Source organism: Streptosporangium sp. NPDC048886, from assembly GCF_055586905.1.
The window spans coordinates 126,532-141,929 of the sequence record NZ_JBVJHH010000019.1 but is presented as its reverse complement, the minus strand read 5'-3'; the positions used below and the strand labels follow the sequence as shown (position 1 = coordinate 141,929).

Below are 15,398 nucleotides of genomic sequence, written 5' to 3'. Positions count from 1 at the left end.
CCGTTTACACCTCGGGAACGGCGACCTAGAGTCCGTTCCGCGTGAGCGCCTCACCGCCATTGATCAGCAATCCGTCCTCCTCCGAAAGGGAGGGTAGTTCTGTGAGTAAATGGCGAAGTATCGCTGTCGCCAGTGCGGTCGCGTTCCTGTCCACGCTGCTCGCCGTCGTTCTCGTGCCCGTTCCGGCCTCGGCGCACGGAGCCATGATGGTGCCGGGCAGCCGCACCTACCTCTGCTGGCAGGACGGCCTGTCGACGACGGGTCAGATCATCCCCATCAACCCCGCCTGCGACGCGGCGGTGGCCCGGAGCGGGGCCAACTCCCTGTACAACTGGTTCAGCCTGCTCCGCTCCGACGGTGCGGGGCGGACCCGGGGATTCATCCCCGACGGCCAGGTGTGCAGCGGCGGCAATCCCGGCTACAGCGGGTTCGACCTGCCGAACGCCGACTGGCCGGTGACCCACCTGACCTCCGGGGCCGGGATCCAGTTCAAATACAACAAGTGGGCCGCCCACCCCGGCTGGTTCTACCTGTACGTAACCAAGGACGGCTGGGACCCCAGCCGGGCGCTCACCTGGGACGACCTTGAGTCCCAGCCCTTCCACACCGCCGACCACCCGCAGAGCGTCGGCTCCCCGGGCACCAACGACGCCCACTACTACTGGAACGCCACGCTGCCCTCGGGCAAGTCCGGCCGCCACCTCATCTATTCGGTCTGGAAGCGCTCCGACAGCAACGAGACGTTCTACAACTGCTCCGACGTCGTCTTCGACGGCGGCAACGGAGAGGTGACCGGCGTCGGCCGGCCGGGGCCCACCCCCACTCCGACCCCGACGCCGACCGTCACGGGAGGGCCGGGCGGCGGCTGCGCCGCCACCTACCGGACCGTCAACTCCTGGTCGGGCGGGTTCCAGGCCGAGGTGACCGTGACCAACCGGGGCTCCTCCACCCTGAACGGCTGGACGGTGAACTGGACGCTCGGCAGCGGCAGCACCGTCAACAGCCTGTGGAACGCCACCTACACCACGTCCGGGTCCGCCGTCACCGCCAAGAACGCCGACTGGAACCGGACCCTGGCGCCCAACGGCTCGACCACGTTCGGGTTCACCGGCGTCGGGACCAGCGGCTCACCCGCCCTCACCTGCACCAGCCCCTAGGAACGCGGGGCCTCGGCCGGTCGCCGCCGGGCACCGGCCGAGGCCACCGCCGGCCGCTCCGAGCCACCGGCCTCTCTGAAAGGAACCCCGTGGCGTCTGGGAACAGGATCGCGTCGCTGCTGGGACCGGCGTCGATGGGGGCCGCGGCGGCCCTGGTCGCGGCGGCCTGCGTCGGCGGGACGCCGACGGCCCGGCACACCGTCGCCCATCCGGCGGCTCCCGCTGCCGGCTGCTCGGCCACGGTCACCCTCGTCGAGTCATGGCCGGGCGGCTACCGGGGCGCGGCGACGATCAGCAACACCGGCGGCCGGCCGATGAAGGACTGGTACGTCCAGTGGGTCATGCCCCGGGACGCGACGCTCACCCAGGCGTGGAACGGCACCCACATGCAGAGCGGCCCCATCGCGATGATCCACGCGCCGGCCGGGAAGCCCGCGCTGCCGCCGGGGGCCACGGTCTCCGACATCGGCTTCGTGGGCGCCGCCGCCTCGCCCCCGGCCTTCACCGAGATCACCTGCGGCTGAGGGCGGCGGCGGGGCGCACGGGTCAGCGCTTCCCGTAGCGCTGGTTGAAGCGCTCCACCCGGCCGGCGGTGTCGAGCACCCGGCCGCGTCCGGTGTAGAAGGGGTGGCTGGCGGAGGAGACGTCGACGTCGACCAGCGGGTAGACGTTGCCGTCCTCCCATTCGACGGTCTTGTCGGCGGTCACGGTCGAGCGGGTGAGGAAGGCGGTGCCCGCGCTCGGGTCGCGGAAGACGACCGGGCGGTAGTCGGGGTGGATGCCCTGCTTCATGGTCATCGGTCCTCTCGGAACGTCACGTGCTTGCGGATGATCGGGTCGTACTTGGCGAGCGTGAGGCGGTCGGGGTCGTTCCGCCGGTTCTTGCGGGTCACGTAGGTGTAGCCGGTGCCCGCGGACGACCGCAGTCTGGTCACGGGGCGCAGCTCGTTCCTGGCCAAGCTCGGCTCCTTTCTGTTCGACACGCTGTGCAGCGATGCCGATAACCGTTTTCACCACCGAGGTATTCCCCCCGGGAGAACACCGCCGGGCCGCCCTCCCGGGGGGACGCGGCTCCACACGGCCCCGGGAGGGCGGCCACGGCGCTCGGGGAGCCCGCGGGCCGGCCCCGCCCGCCCACGTCGGCCCGGAAAAATGGTTTTAAGCACCGGACGGCGGCCTGACAGGAACCTTTCTTGGCCATATTGACCGATCATCGGACGGAGCAATTCCCGCTGACCGGGAAACTCATGCGGTTACCACCGGTGGAAGCGTCCGAAGCGGAATCCCTGTGGCGCCGGAACAGCGATCCCGACGTAATGCGCTGGATCAGCGACGGCTGCCCGGATTCGCCGGCCCAGGTCGCCGGGCGCTGCGAGGCACGCGCCGCCGACTCCTACGACAGCGTTCTCCTCGGGATCGAGACGCTGGAGGAGGGGTGCCTCATCGGACACGGCCCGGCGGGCGGGCGGGCGCGGCCCGGCGGGCGTGGCTCAGCAGACGGGCGGGACGCCGCCCACCCGGTGCAGGGCGTCGAGATAACCTCCGCCGACGTCGATCCTGGTGGTGTCGGCGAGCCTGTGCCGGACGCACGTGCTCTGCCACCGGGCCCTGGAGCTGATCTCCTGGAGGCGGAGCCGTCCCTTGCGGGTGATCCCCCTCGCGTGGCCGACGTACATGATGTCCGGATCGACCCGCTCGACGTGGAGGCCGAGCAGCGGGAAGCCGGCGCCGAGCGTCTCGATCAGGCCCGCGGTCGAGTCGAGGTCGACCCCCGGCAGGGGGCGGGCCCGCTCACCGGCCGATCTCAGGGCCCGGTGCGTGAAACCCGAGCCCGCCCAGCCCGCCCCGGAGGCGGACTCGACGTCGCGCAGCCGTACGGCCGCGTAGCCGTCGAGCCGGAGCTCGCCGGAGATCTTCTGGAGGAGCACCCACCTGCGCCCGACGCCCATGACATAGCCGCTCAGCCGGTCGGCGCCCTCGATGGCGCTGCGCACCCTGACGGGGCGTCCCGCCTCCAGCGCCCTCCGCAGATCCTTCCTGATGCCCATGAAGAAGGATTGTCCAGGTCCATGACCGCTTTTTCACCTGAATTTCGTGCACCGAAAACACGTTGCGTCGCCGGAGACGGACCGGCCATTCTCAACTCATCGGACCATGTTCGGAGAACGCACATGAACGAGCGGATGAGCATGCGGGAGAAAACTCGCACGTGACGATTGGCGACGTCACGCGCGGGCCGCCCGGGGAATCTCCCGGAGCGGCCGTCCGCATTCTCGGCGGGTGAGGGCGCTGGTGTGCCCGGCGGTTTCATAAGCCGCGATGGGCGGGTTCGATCCCCGCACCCGCCACCCCGTCCTCCCTCTCGCACCGGCCGCCCCGTCCTCACCCCCGCACCGGCCGCCCGGCTCCCGGTCCGGCCCCGCGCCCGGTCACGGCGGCGGCCGGGCCACCGGCGCGACAGCGGATGCCGCGGGTGACCCGGCCACCGGGGACCACACTCCGGTGGACTACCTCAGGCCGGCGTCGACGGCGCTGGTCAGGGAGCCGGGGTCACCGGACATCTCCCAGATCATCACACCGAGCAGGCCCTTGCTCCGCAGCCACGCGGTCTTCTTGCCGATCGACCACGCGTCGTCGAAGGTCCACCACTGTCCTCCGTTGCCGGTGTAGCAGTAGGTCGCGACCGCCTGCTCGTCGTGCTTGACGGTGCATCCCGGCACACTGGCCATCAGGTTGGCGTATCCGCGGGTGCCCGCCTCGTCGGTGAACTGGCCGGGCGCCGCGCCGGTGGCCGACTGCCACTCGCCGGACCTGCCGCCGTCGGCGACGCCCTGCCAGCCGCGCCCGTAGTAGGCGAGACCAACGGTGATCTTGCGCGGGTTCACCCCGGCCTGCAGGTAGACGTCGACCGCGTTCTCGACGCTGAAGTGGAAGGAGTACGGGTCGTCGGTGTCGGCGTACAGGTTGCCCTGGTGCCCGGTCCGGTTCGGCTCCCAGGAGTTGTCGCTGCCCGAGCCGTGGAAGTCGTAGCCCTGGACGTTGAAGATGTCCAGGGACTTGGCGACCTCCGGCAGGTCCCAGCCGGCGGCGATCTTCGCCGGGTCGGCCGGGGTGAACGCGGTGAGCTGGTAGCGCTTGCCGGTCTCCTGGGTCAGCGCGTCGAGCTGCCTGCGGAACTCGGCGATCAGCAGCGTGTTGTTCGCCTTGTCGTTGGCGCCGATGTGGTTGCCGGCGTGTCCCTCGGCGCCGGGCCACTCCCAGTCGAGGTCGATGCCGTCGAAGATCCCGGCGGCGCTGCCCGGCCCGCCCGCGGCGTTGTAGACCGGCAGGTTGCCCTTGATGTACATGTCGATGCAGGAGCTCACGAACTTCTTCCGGGAGGCGTCGGTGGCCGCCACGTCGGAGAAATACTTCGAGTAGGTCCAGCCGCCGAGCGAGATCAGCACCTTCAGGTTCGGATACTTCGCCTTGAGCTTGCGGAGCTGGTTGTAGTTGCCGCGCAGCTTCTCCCAGCCGGTGTCGGCGACGCCGTCCACCGACTGCGCCGCGCTCATCGGCCTGCCGTAGTCGGCGTCCGCGTCACCCGCCCCGTCACCCTGGTTCGGGTCCTGGGGGTTGGCCGTGGTGCCCTTGGTGACACCGTGCAGGCAGGTCAGGTTCACCGGGTCGATGTTGCCGAAGGCGTAGTTGAGGTGGGTCAGCTTCGCTGCGACACCGGTCGTGTCGAGGTTGCGCACGAAGTACTGGCGGCCGTAGATGCCCCACTGCACGAAGTAGCCGACCCGGGCGTAGCCGCTGCCGACGATGTCGTCGGTGCTCACCTTCAACGCGTTGCTCGCGGCCGAGAGGTTGTCGTACAGGTCGCGGGCCTTGACGGTGAAGGTGTATTCGGTGGACGGCGACAGCCCGCTCACCGTGGCGGAGGTGTCGGTGACCGCCGCCACCAGGTTCGTGCCGGCGTAGACCTCGTAGCCGGCGATGCCCTTGTTGTCGGTCGAGGCCCCCCACGCGAGGGAGACGCTGGAGGAGCTCTTGCCGGTGCTGCGCAGGTTGGCGGGCGCGGTGGGCGGCTGGGTGTCGTCGCCGGCGTTGTTGGTCGTCACCTTCAGCGCCGCGCCGGCCGGGGAGAGGGTCCCCTTCCTGTCCTTGGTCTTGACGGTGAAGGTGTATTCGGTGTTCGGGGTCAGGCCGGTGAGGGTCGCGGCCGTCCCGGTGACCGTCGTGGCCAGGGTGGCGCCGTTGTAGACCTGGTAGCCGACGATCGGGAGGCTCCCGGGGGTCGCCGCGTCCCACGCCAGCGACACGGTCTTGGTGGTCTTGACCGGCGAGCGCAGGTTCCCCGGGGCGGCCGGCGGCGTGTCGGCCGAACCGTCACATCTGACGTCGTTGACCCGGCAGTTCTCCGGCTCGGCGGAGGCGCTGAGCCGGAAGGAGGGGCTGTAGGGCTCGGTGGACCCGCGCGCGGCCACCGTCGTGTTGTAGTGGGCCGGGCTCAGCGTGACCTGGCGCCCGCTCTGGCTCAACGAGGCGTTCTCCGCGCCGCTCGCGGTGACCCCGGCCGGCAGGTCGAACGTGATCGACCAGCCGTTGAGCGCGGTGTCGGTGTTGTTGCTGACCACGAACTTGCCCTGCGTCCCGCTGCCCGAGTAGGCGGCGGTGAGGGGCGCGTCCGGCGGCGGCGGGTCGCCGCTGCCGTCGCAGTTGGCGTTGTTGATCGTGCAGCTCGTCGGCTGGGCCGCCGAGCTGAGGGTGAACGTGGGACTGTACGGCTCGGTGTTCCCGTTCGCCCGCACGGTGTTGATGTAGAAGGCCGGGGTCAGCTTGACCCGCGTCCCGCTCTGGGTGGTGGTGGCGTTCTGGGCACCGCTGACGGTGACCCCGGCCGGCAGGTCGAACGTGATCGACCATCCGGTCACCGGCGTGGTGCCGGGATTGCTCACCACGAACTTGCCCTGATTGCCGGTCAGGGTGAAGGCGGCCGTCAGTCGGGTGGCGGCATTGGCGGGAGCGCTGATGGCGGCGAGGGCGGTCGCCAGGACGAGAGCCAGCAGCACAGCGGCGGTTCGGCGCATGCGGGAACTCTTTCTTAAAGGAAAGTTTCCTAACAATTACGCGGATCGTAAACCTGCCCTCCCGTGTCGGCAAGGCCCAAAACGGCGCACTTCCCGCTCCCGCGCGGCCGACACGGGCGGCCTCCGCGACACCACCCGGAGAGGGAAGTGACGTCACATGGGTTGCTATGACGTCAAAATGACGTCATAGTGATGCGTATGGACGTCACGCCCTTTGTCGAGAACCTCCGCCGCGCACTGGCAGCGTCGGCGGCGGTCGCCGACCCCGAGACCCGGGCCGCCGTGGAGAACCTCACGACGGCACTCGACTCCGCCGTCAGGCTCACACTCATCGACGCGCTCTCCGCCGCTGCCGACGAGGTCACCCGAGAGCTCGCGCCGGGCTCCGTCGAGGTGCGGATCCGCAACCGCGAGCCCGAGTTCGTGGTGACGCCGCCTCCGGCGGCCGACGTCTTCACCTCGCCGTTCCCGCCCATGCCGCCCGGCCCGCCATCCCCGCCCGCTCCCCCGGAGCCGCCCCTTCCGCCCGGTGAGGCGGGCACCGCGCGCGTCACGCTGCGGCTGCCCGAGTCGCTCAAGGGCCGGATCGAGGAGGCCGCGGGGCAGGAGGGCGTCTCCGTCAACGCCTGGCTGGTCAGGGCCGTGTCGGCCGCCCTGTCCGAGACCCCCCGCACGCCCCGCCCGCCCTCCACCGGAAAGCGCATCAGCGGCTGGGTCCACTGACCCGACCGCCCCTCACACCCTCCACGGAACTTCACGCACCCCGCAAGGGAGATCTCGCCATGCCCGCATTCCAGACCCCCGCCCCCATCACGCTCCGGGTGGACTTCGCCTCGGGCGACCTGGACATCACGGCCACGCCCCGCACCGACACCGTGGTCGAAGTACGGCCGGCCGACCCGTCCAGGTCCATCGACGTGGAATACGCCGAGGAGACCCGTGTCGAACACGCCGGCGGCACGGTCTCCGTCGAGGCTCCCGGACGGTTCCTGTCGCTGGGCCGTACCCCCAGGCTGAAAGTCGTCGTCGGCCTGCCGGAGGGCTCACGGGTCGACTTCACCACCGCTTCGGCCGCCGCCCGGATGACCGGGCCCCTGGGCGAGGTCTCGGCCGACACCGCCTCCGGCGACGTGCGGATCGACCGCTGCGCCGGCCTTGCCGCCAAGACGGCGAGCGGTGACGTCATCTGTGACGTCACCGCGGGCGGCGCGCAGGTGAGGACCGCGTCCGGAGACGTCGGCCTGCGGGAGGTGCACGACGGGGCATCGGTCACCACCTCCTCCGGCAAGGCCGACCTCGGCGTGGTCGGCGGCGCCGCCACCGTCAAGACGGCCTCCGGAACCGTCCGGATCCGGCAGGCCGGGGACTCCCTCCAGGTGAAGAGCGCCTCGGCCGACGTCACCGTCGACTCGGTCGCCCACGGGAGCGTCTGGGTCAACACCGCGTCGGGCGACGTCGTGATCGGCATCCCCACCGGGACCAGCGCGTGGCTCGACGTCTCCTCGATCTCCGGCAGGGTCGGCTCCTCCCTCGAACAGTCCGACCAGCCCACCGACGACGGGGCGAAGGCCGAGGTCCACGTCAAGACCGTGTCCGGCGACATCGCCATCACCCGCGCCCGCCCGTGAGAAATCCGCGATCCGTCAGACGCCCGTAAGGAGATCCATGATGAACGACATTCAGGCCTGCACCCTCATCCACACGCGGCACACCGAGATGCTCGCCGAGGCGGAGGCCCTGCGCCTCGCGCCGAAGCACCCCGGGCCCTCGCGCCGATGGGCCGCCCGGGTCCTCCACGGGCTCGCCGACCGGATCAGCCCGGCACCGGCCCGCGGATACGACCACCGCCCCGCCCCCCACAGGCCGACGGCCGCCTGAGCGTCCCCCCACCCGGCCGTCGTCCTGTTCCGGTCGGCCTCCATTGTCCGTAACGCCTGACCTGTATCTCCGGACGGCCCGATGTCGGGGCGACGCGGTAGCTTGGTGGCTGCTCACCACGGCCGCCCATCACAGCTGCCACCACGAGGGAAGAGAGATCGTGACGACGTCTATTCATCAGCGGATCGCCGAAGAGCTGGGTGTGCGCGAACGGCAGGTGCAGGCGGCCGTGGAACTGCTCGACGGCGGGGCCACCGTGCCGTTCATCGCCCGCTACCGCAAGGAAGCCACCGAGATGCTCGACGACGCGCAGTTGCGCACGCTCGAGGAGCGGCTCCGCTACCTGCGTGAGCTGGAGGAGCGGCGCGCCGCGATCCTGGAGTCGATCCGCGGCCAGGGCAAGCTCGACGACGCCCTCGCCGCGCAGATCGCGGCGGCCGACTCCAAGGCCCGGCTGGAGGACATCTACCTCCCCTACAAGCCCAAGCGGCGGACCAAGGCGCAGATCGCCAGGGAGGCCGGGCTCGAACCGCTCGCCGAGGGCCTGCTCGCCGACCCGTCGGTCGACCCGCAGGCCGCCGCGGCGGCGTTCGTCGGCGAGGGGGTGGCCGACGCGGCCGCCGCGCTCGACGGGGCCCGGGCGATCCTGGTCGAGCGGTTCGGCGAGGACGCCGACCTGGTCGGGGAGCTGCGCGAGCGGATGTGGGGCAAGGGGCGCCTGGTCGCGGCGGTCCGCGAGGGCAAGGAGGAGGAGGGGGCCAAGTTCTCCGACTACTTCGACTTCGCCGAGCCGTTCACCAAGCTGCCCTCCCACCGGATCCTGGCGATGTTCCGGGGGGAGAAGGAGGAGATCCTCACCCTCACCCTGGAGCCGGAGGAGGAGCCCACCGGCACCTACGAGGGGCGCATCGCCCACCGCTTCGGCATCTCCGACCAGGGACGCCCGGCCGACAAGTGGCTGGCCGACACCGTCCGCTGGGCCTGGCGCACCCGCATCCTCGTCCACCTCGGCATCGACCTGCGGATGCGCATGTGGCAGGCCGCCGAGGACGAGGCGGTGCGCGTGTTCGCCGCCAACCTTCGCGACCTGCTGCTCGCCGCCCCCGCGGGGACCCGCGCGACCATGGGGCTCGACCCGGGTCTGCGCACCGGAGTGAAGGTCGCGGTGGTGGACGCCACCGGGAAGGTGCTGGCCACCGACACGATCTACCCCCACGAGCCGCGCCGCCAGTGGGACCAGTCGCTGGCCACGCTGGCCACGCTGGCCAAGAGACACGGCGTGGAGCTGGTCTCGATCGGCAACGGCACCGCGTCGAGAGAGACCGACAAGCTGGCGGGCGAGCTGGTGAAGCTGGTCCCCGGGCTCACCAAGATCGTGGTGTCGGAGGCCGGCGCCTCGGTCTACTCCGCCTCCGCCTTCGCCTCCCAGGAGCTGCCCGGCATGGACGTCTCCCTGCGCGGCGCCGTGTCGATCGCGCGCCGGCTCCAGGACCCGCTGGCCGAGCTCGTCAAGATCGACCCCAAGTCGATCGGCGTCGGCCAATACCAGCACGACCTCGCCGAGACCAAGCTCTCGCGCTCGCTCGACGCGGTGGTCGAAGACTGCGTGAACGCCGTCGGCGTCGACGTCAACACCGCCTCGGCACCGCTGCTGACCCGGGTCTCGGGCATCGGCTCCGGCCTCGCCGAGAACATCGTCCAGCACCGCGACGCCAACGGCCCGTTCCGCTCCCGCAAGGCGCTGAAGGACGTGGCCAGGCTCGGCCCCAAGGCGTTCGAGCAGTGCGCGGGCTTCCTGCGCATCCCCGGCGGCGACGACCCGCTCGACGCCTCCAGCGTGCACCCCGAGGCCTACCCCGTGGTCCGCCGGATCCTGTCGGCCACCGGCGGCGGCATCAAGGAGCTGATCGGCAACGGCACGGCGCTGCGGGCCCTGCGGCCGCAGGACTTCGTCGACGACACCTTCGGCCTGCCGACCGTCACCGACATCCTGTCGGAGCTGGAGAAGCCCGGCCGCGACCCCCGCCCGGCCTTCAAGACCGCGACCTTCAAGGAGGGCGTGGAGAAGATCTCCGATCTCAAGGCCGGCATGTTGCTGGAGGGCGTGGTCACCAACGTCGCCGCCTTCGGCGCGTTCGTCGACGTCGGCGTGCACCAGGACGGCCTGGTCCACGTCTCGGCCCTGTCGCACAACTTCGTCAAGGACCCCCGCGAGGTGGTCAAGCCCGGTGACATCGTCCGGGTGAAGGTGCTCGACGTCGACATCCCCCGCAAGCGCATCTCGCTCACCCTGCGGCTGGAGGACGAGCCCGCCAAGGGCTCCGGCCGGCGCGACCAGCAGGGCGGCGAACGGCGTGACAACGGCCGGCGGGGTGGCCAGCAGCAGGGACGCGGCGGCCAGCAGCAAGGACAAGGACGGGGCGGCCAGCGGCAGGACCGCGGCCAGCAGCGCGGCGCGCCCAGTGGCGCGATGGCCGACGCGCTGCGCCGCGCCGGACTCGACGGCTCCGGCGGCAACCGCTAGTGCGGTGACCGCACGCCTTCACCGGGTCCGGTCGCCCCAGGACGCCGGTACGGCGGGCGGGGCGGTAGACGTTCCCGGCCGCCGGAGCGGCGATACCGGCCGCGGGGGTCGGCAGTAGGGCTCGATCAACGGCGGAGACCTCCGATGTGGTGGAGGGCCTGGGTTCCACACCACATCGGAGATCTCCGTGTCCCGCCGCCACGCCCGCCCGACGGTTCACCGCAGACCACTGCCTGCCGGGCGGATCAGCGGCAAGGGGTCAGCGGCGGCGGAGCAGGGGCATGGCGGCCAGGACGAGGCCGACGGCCAGCGTGGCCAGGCCGATCCAGAACCACTCCTTGGCTCCGCTCATGAAGCTGCCGCCCACGTATCCGAGGCCCTGGAGCGTCCAGGTGCCGCCCATCAGGATGAGCAGGGCGCCGAGCCCGATCGGGAGCCAGATCCTCATCGCGCACCCGCCCGGCGGGAGCGGAGATCGTCGGACGGGGCGGTCCCGGGCGCGTGCTGGACCGCCTGGCAGTTGACGTGTGGCACCGAGCCTCCTGAAGCTGTCGTCCGTTGCCGGTCAGGTGCAGGCGAGGCACAGCCTCAGCCGGTCCTGCCGGTGCCGGCCGATTCGGCCGGCCGGTCCGTGATATTCGTCGATGCTGGCAGGACCGGCATTACCCACACAACCAGGACTATCCATAGATACAGCCAGCTATCCCATGGATACGGACTTCCGGCCCCGCCGGTCAGGAGAACTCGGCGGCGAGCAGCCCGAACAGCGCCTCGTCGACGAAGGATCCGGCCACCCAGGCGTGGTCTCGGAGCGTGCCCTCGCGCCGGAAGCCGACCTTCTCCGCCGAGGCGATCATGGCGGTGTTGGTGGCGAGCGTCTCCAGCCCCAGCCGGTGCAGACCGCGGATCCGGAAAGCGTAGTCGCACAGCACCCGCAGCACGTCGGGGGCGTATCCCCGCCCCCGGGCCTCGGGCAGCAGCGTGATCCCCAGGTGGCCGTTGCGGTTGAGGGCGTCGATCCCCCAGACCAGGCAGGAGCCGAGCAGGTCGCCCCCGGAGAGCGACTCGACGGCGAAGCCGACGTTGGCGGGATCGGGCTCCCGCCGCTCGTATCGGGCGATGGCCCGGTCGACCGGCTCGGGGACCCACGGCTCCGCCGTGGAGCTGACCGCCGTGTCCACGTCGTCGTGCAATCGGTGCAGCGCGACCAGATCGTCTTTCGTCACGGCCCTGAGCAGAACCCTGTCTCCACGGAGCATAAGTGGAACCCTAACGCCGGACGGCGTGCAACCGATCGTCAAGCGGTCCGCAGGCACCCTCCGTTACCCATGGCGGGCACCGCACACGAGACGATCGGAAAACCCGATGAACCGCACCACGACGAAACTGCTCTGGGTGGCGCCGCTGCCGCTCGCCATCGCCGGCATGCTGGCGGCCACGAGCGGTGTCGGCCTCTGGGGGGTGGGGGTCTTCGTCGTCTGCCTGGGCGGTTTCGTCACCATGGGGTTTCTCGTCTCGGACGCCTCGGGCGACTCCCATCTCCTGCGGACCGGCGTGCCCGCCAGCGCGCTGATCACCGCCATGGACACCACCGGCTGGCAGGTCAACGGCCGGCGCGTGGTGGTCTTCGGCCTGCGCGTCACCCCGGCGTCGGGCGTGCCGTACGAGGTGCCGGAGCACCGGCAGCAGGTCCCGCCGATCCTGCTGGGCGGGATGCTGCCGGGGATGACCGTGCAGGTCCGCACGGATCCGGCCGACCCGCAGAGGTTGTGCGTCGACTGGTCGGTGCTGCCGCTCCACAGTGGGACAGGGCATGACGAGACAGGACACGCCAAGGCAGGACACGCCTGATCAGCTCGCGGTTCTCGGGGCGGCAGGCGACAAGGCCGCCGGCGGCCCCGCACCGGCGAGCGCGCCGCCCTGAGCGTGCCGTCGGGGCGGCGCGGGACCGCGGCCAGGGTCAGAGCAGGCGCCTGATGTCGCCGTAGGCCCGGTAGAAGCCGCCGCGCTCCGAGAAACGCACACCTTCGACGAGATAGCGGGCCCCCGCCTCGCGCACCCCCTTGGGGAACTGGACGTTGCGCCGCGTGTCGTAGCCCTCGCTGATCACCCGCACCCGGAGCCGCTCACCCTCCTGGACACACTCCACGACCACACCGCGGTCGGCGCCGGAGACGGCCTCCAGCCTCACGCTCTCCAGCGCCGCGGTCGGTTCCACCACGGCCAGACCGGCCGCCGCCTTGACGTCCACCGGCTCGGGGACGGTGCCGTCCTGGGCCGCCCTGATCGCCTCCTCCGTGGCGTCGATGCAGGCCAGGGTGCCGTCGGTGGTCACGATGTAGAGGCGGTCGTCGAGATATTGCATGGAGAAGGCCGAGCCGCAGCCGGTGGCCAGCTTCCACAGCCGCTCGCCGTTCCGGTCGAAGCAGTAGACCGAGGAGTGGTTGTCCCCGGCGAAGACGTAACGGCCGTCGGGCGCGGTGGCGCAGGAGAAGACGGTGGCGTCGCAGCGGTAGACCCCCTGGCTCACACCGTCGGACTTGCGGAGCCGGTGCACGGCGCCGCGGGCCGTACCGGCGTAGACCGAGTCGGTCTCCTGCCAGCCGAACAGCACCGCGCCGTTGAGCGACGTCTCCCAGACCGGCGCGCCGTCGGCGGCGTCGTAGCGGGCCACGCCGGTGGAGTGCCCGTGGTAGACGGCCTCGTCGTCGCAGCGGACCATCCAGGCCGAGTCGCCCCGTCCCTTTCGGGCCCACTGGAACTCGTCCTCGTGGTCGATGGTGGTGATCCGGCCGGCCCGGTCGGAGACGCCCAGCACGCCGTCGTGGATGTCCAGCCAGTAGATGTCGACGTCTTCGGCGATCTCGTAGGCGAGCCGGGGGACCTTCCCGCTGAGGTCGTATACCTTGCCGTCGTCGGCGCCCGCGTAGATCCAGAAGTCGTCGGCGACGATGCACTTCACACCGTCGGGCAGCCGGAAGCGGCCGGTGACGGTGCCGGTGTGGGTGACGGTGTAGACGTCGCCGTTCTGGTTGCCGACCCAGCAGCGCTCGGAGTCGACGAAGATCCCGAACGCCGCCGCGCCGCTGGCGAAGCGCCACAGCACCGGCGCCTGGGTGGCGGTGGAACGGACGCTCACCGCGCTGCGCCGGGTGACCGCCCGGCGCTGGCGGACCCCGCGCACCGCGGGCGCGTATCCCCTGCGGACCTTCTCGCTGATCTTCTTCGCCGCCGCCGCCTCGGCCTTCTCCGGGGTGGCGAAGGCCGACACCTTGGACTGCCCCGGCTCGCCGATCCGGCCGTAGCTGATCGTCACCTGGAGCCCGTCGAGCACGACCTCGTAGAACTTGTGCGAGCTGCCGCCGTCCTCGGACAGCTCCAGGTACGTGCTCCGTGCCGTCATGCCACACCTCTCCGTTGTCGACTTTCCGCGGAGCGTACGGCAGGCGGGCGACAAAACAGGGGAACAGCGACAGAACGGCGGGTGCGCTCTGAACCGCCACCCGGCGGGAGGGGGCGCCGCGCCCTCACGGGCCCGCGGACAATCAGCTCCCCGGCGACGGATCCCCAGGCGGCGGCCCCGCCGGAGGCGGACCCTCAGGTGACGGGTCCCCGGACACCGCTCTGCCGGCCGGCGGGCCCGTGGCCTCGTGTCCCGGATGTCCCGGCCGGCGCCGGGCCTCGTCCCGCTGACGGTGGTGGATCAGCGCGACGGCGACCGAGGTCACCGGGGCGGCCAGGAAGGCGCCGACGATCCCGGCGAGGACACTGCCCAGCGCGATGACGATCAGGATGACCGCGCTGGGCAGCTCCAGCGCCCGGCCGTAGATCTGCGGCGCGAGCACGTGCCCCTCCAACTGCTGGACCAGCACGGTGACCGCGACCACGATCAGCGCCACCAGCCAGCCCTTGGCCACGAAGGCCACGACCGCCGCCAGCAGACCCGCCGTGAACGCGCCCACGACCGGCAGGAACGCCCCGGCGAACGTCAGCACGGCCAACGGCAGGGCGATCGGCACGCGCAGGATCCACAGCGCGACCCCGATGAAGAACCCGTCGACCAGGCCGACGATCGCCACTCCCCGGATGTAGCGGCTGACGACGTCGAAGATCACCGTGCCGCTCTCGCGCAGGGTCGGCCTGACCCCGTTGGGGGCCAGGCCGGTGATCCACGCGAAGAGCCGGTCGCCGCTGTGCACGAAGTAGATCGACAGGATCATGGCCAGCACCAGGCCGACCAGGATCTCCCCCACGGTGCGCGCGCCCGCCAGGGCACCGTGGGCGATCTCCCCGCCCTGCCGGCTCAGATACTGCCTGACCTGCTCGGACAGTCGGGAGACCGTCTTTTCGTCCAGGCCGAGGGCCGACGCCAGCGACTGCAGGTCACCGCCCGCCTTGCCGAAGCTCCGCTGCAGCTCGGCCACGCCGGCGACGGTGGGCGGCACGAGCAGCGCGACGAGCGCCGCCAGGATGAGGAACCCGCCGAGGCAGACGGCGGCGGTGGCGAGTCCCCGGCCCATCCCGCGCCTCCTGAGCCACCGGTAGGGCGGGAGCAGGAGGGTGCTGATGGCCAGCCCGAGGATGATGGGGATGACCACAGCCTGGACCACGTAGAGGACCCACAGGATCACGGCGACCAGGGCGATGACCCCCAGCGCCCGCCACGCCGCGTCGCCCGCCCGCCACAGCCTCCCGCCGTCCCCGGCGGGGCCGATGCGCTCCCCCATGCTGGCCCCCTTCCCCACGGGGATCACCAGCAACCCTGCT

General features: G+C 71.2%; 15 protein-coding genes and 1 tRNA gene. 8 read left to right on the top strand and 8 right to left on the bottom strand.

Features of this window, described 5'->3' with window-relative positions:
- Positions 1-101 precede the first annotated feature (101 nt).
- Both ACZ6R6_RS24230 and ACZ6R6_RS24225 read left to right on the top strand, forming a co-directional pair.
- A complete protein-coding gene (locus ACZ6R6_RS24230; protein ID WP_470096823.1) occupies positions 102-1,157 on the top strand; it encodes a lytic polysaccharide monooxygenase auxiliary activity family 9 protein in 1,056 nt (351 codons plus the stop codon).
- A gap of 89 nt (positions 1,158-1,246) precedes the next feature.
- Positions 1,247-1,681 carry a cellulose binding domain-containing protein gene (locus tag ACZ6R6_RS24225; protein ID WP_470096821.1) on the top strand — a complete coding sequence of 145 codons (435 nt, stop codon included), beginning with the start codon at positions 1,247-1,249 and terminating at the stop codon, positions 1,679-1,681.
- A gap of 22 nt (positions 1,682-1,703) precedes the next feature.
- Here ACZ6R6_RS24225 and ACZ6R6_RS24220 read toward each other — a convergent pair whose 3' ends face one another.
- From ACZ6R6_RS24220 to ACZ6R6_RS24210, 3 genes are all read right to left on the bottom strand, one after another.
- The gene (locus tag ACZ6R6_RS24220) at positions 1,704-1,949 is read right to left on the bottom strand and encodes a type B 50S ribosomal protein L31 (protein ID WP_470096895.1); all 246 of its coding nucleotides are present in this window, start codon (positions 1,947-1,949) and stop codon (positions 1,704-1,706) included.
- A gap of 2 nt (positions 1,950-1,951) precedes the next feature.
- Entirely contained in the window at positions 1,952-2,116 is a 165-nt protein-coding gene (gene rpmG, locus ACZ6R6_RS24215; RefSeq protein ID WP_306865860.1) for a 50S ribosomal protein L33, read from the bottom strand.
- Positions 2,117-2,647: 531 nt separating this feature from the next.
- Complete coding sequence (locus ACZ6R6_RS24210; RefSeq protein WP_470096819.1) at positions 2,648-3,205, bottom strand: hypothetical protein; 558 nt, start codon at positions 3,203-3,205, stop codon at positions 2,648-2,650.
- Between the two features lie 227 nt (positions 3,206-3,432).
- Here ACZ6R6_RS24210 and ACZ6R6_RS24205 point away from each other — a divergent pair.
- Positions 3,433-3,505: transfer RNA gene (locus tag ACZ6R6_RS24205), tRNA-Met, on the top strand.
- Positions 3,506-3,664: 159 nt separating this feature from the next.
- Here the strand turns inward: ACZ6R6_RS24205 and ACZ6R6_RS24200 are convergent.
- On the bottom strand, positions 3,665-6,229 hold the full coding sequence (locus ACZ6R6_RS24200; protein ID WP_470096817.1) for a glycosyl hydrolase family 18 protein: 2,565 nt from the start codon (positions 6,227-6,229) through the stop codon (positions 3,665-3,667).
- A gap of 198 nt (positions 6,230-6,427) precedes the next feature.
- Here ACZ6R6_RS24200 and ACZ6R6_RS24195 point away from each other — a divergent pair, with 198 nt between their 5' ends.
- From ACZ6R6_RS24195 to ACZ6R6_RS24180, 4 genes are all read left to right on the top strand, one after another.
- On the top strand, positions 6,428-6,952 hold the full coding sequence (locus ACZ6R6_RS24195; protein WP_306865855.1) for a toxin-antitoxin system HicB family antitoxin: 525 nt from the start codon (positions 6,428-6,430) through the stop codon (positions 6,950-6,952).
- Positions 6,953-7,011: 59 nt separating this feature from the next.
- Positions 7,012-7,857, top strand: a complete 846-nt coding sequence (locus ACZ6R6_RS24190) for a DUF4097 family beta strand repeat-containing protein (protein ID WP_470096815.1) — start codon at positions 7,012-7,014, stop codon at positions 7,855-7,857.
- A 37-nt stretch (positions 7,858-7,894) separates the two neighbouring features.
- On the top strand, positions 7,895-8,107 hold the full coding sequence (locus tag ACZ6R6_RS24185; RefSeq protein WP_470096813.1) for a hypothetical protein: 213 nt from the start codon (positions 7,895-7,897) through the stop codon (positions 8,105-8,107).
- Positions 8,108-8,267: 160 nt separating this feature from the next.
- Positions 8,268-10,631, top strand: a complete 2,364-nt coding sequence (locus tag ACZ6R6_RS24180; protein ID WP_470096811.1) for a Tex family protein — start codon at positions 8,268-8,270, stop codon at positions 10,629-10,631.
- A gap of 259 nt (positions 10,632-10,890) precedes the next feature.
- Here the strand turns inward: ACZ6R6_RS24180 and ACZ6R6_RS24175 are convergent, their stop codons facing one another.
- Together ACZ6R6_RS24175 and ACZ6R6_RS24170 are read right to left on the bottom strand one after the other, a co-directional pair.
- Positions 10,891-11,079 (bottom strand): hypothetical protein, encoded by a 189-nt coding sequence (locus tag ACZ6R6_RS24175; RefSeq protein WP_306865847.1) that lies wholly within the window; start codon positions 11,077-11,079, stop codon positions 10,891-10,893.
- Between the two features lie 286 nt (positions 11,080-11,365).
- Positions 11,366-11,890, bottom strand: coding sequence for a GNAT family N-acetyltransferase (locus ACZ6R6_RS24170; RefSeq protein ID WP_470096809.1), 525 nt, complete (start codon positions 11,888-11,890; stop codon positions 11,366-11,368).
- Positions 11,891-11,996: 106 nt separating this feature from the next.
- On the opposite strand from ACZ6R6_RS24170, the gene ACZ6R6_RS24165 reads away from it, so the two are divergent.
- The gene (locus ACZ6R6_RS24165) at positions 11,997-12,482 is read left to right on the top strand and encodes a DUF3592 domain-containing protein (protein WP_470096807.1); all 486 of its coding nucleotides are present in this window, start codon (positions 11,997-11,999) and stop codon (positions 12,480-12,482) included.
- A gap of 109 nt (positions 12,483-12,591) precedes the next feature.
- Here ACZ6R6_RS24165 and ACZ6R6_RS24160 read toward each other — a convergent pair whose 3' ends face one another.
- Both ACZ6R6_RS24160 and ACZ6R6_RS24155 read right to left on the bottom strand, forming a co-directional pair.
- Positions 12,592-14,034, bottom strand: a complete 1,443-nt coding sequence (locus tag ACZ6R6_RS24160) for a WGR domain-containing protein (RefSeq protein WP_470096805.1) — start codon at positions 14,032-14,034, stop codon at positions 12,592-12,594.
- A 142-nt stretch (positions 14,035-14,176) separates the two neighbouring features.
- Positions 14,177-15,358 (bottom strand): AI-2E family transporter, encoded by a 1,182-nt coding sequence (locus ACZ6R6_RS24155; RefSeq protein WP_470096803.1) that lies wholly within the window; start codon positions 15,356-15,358, stop codon positions 14,177-14,179.
- Positions 15,359-15,398: the final 40 nt, after the last annotated feature.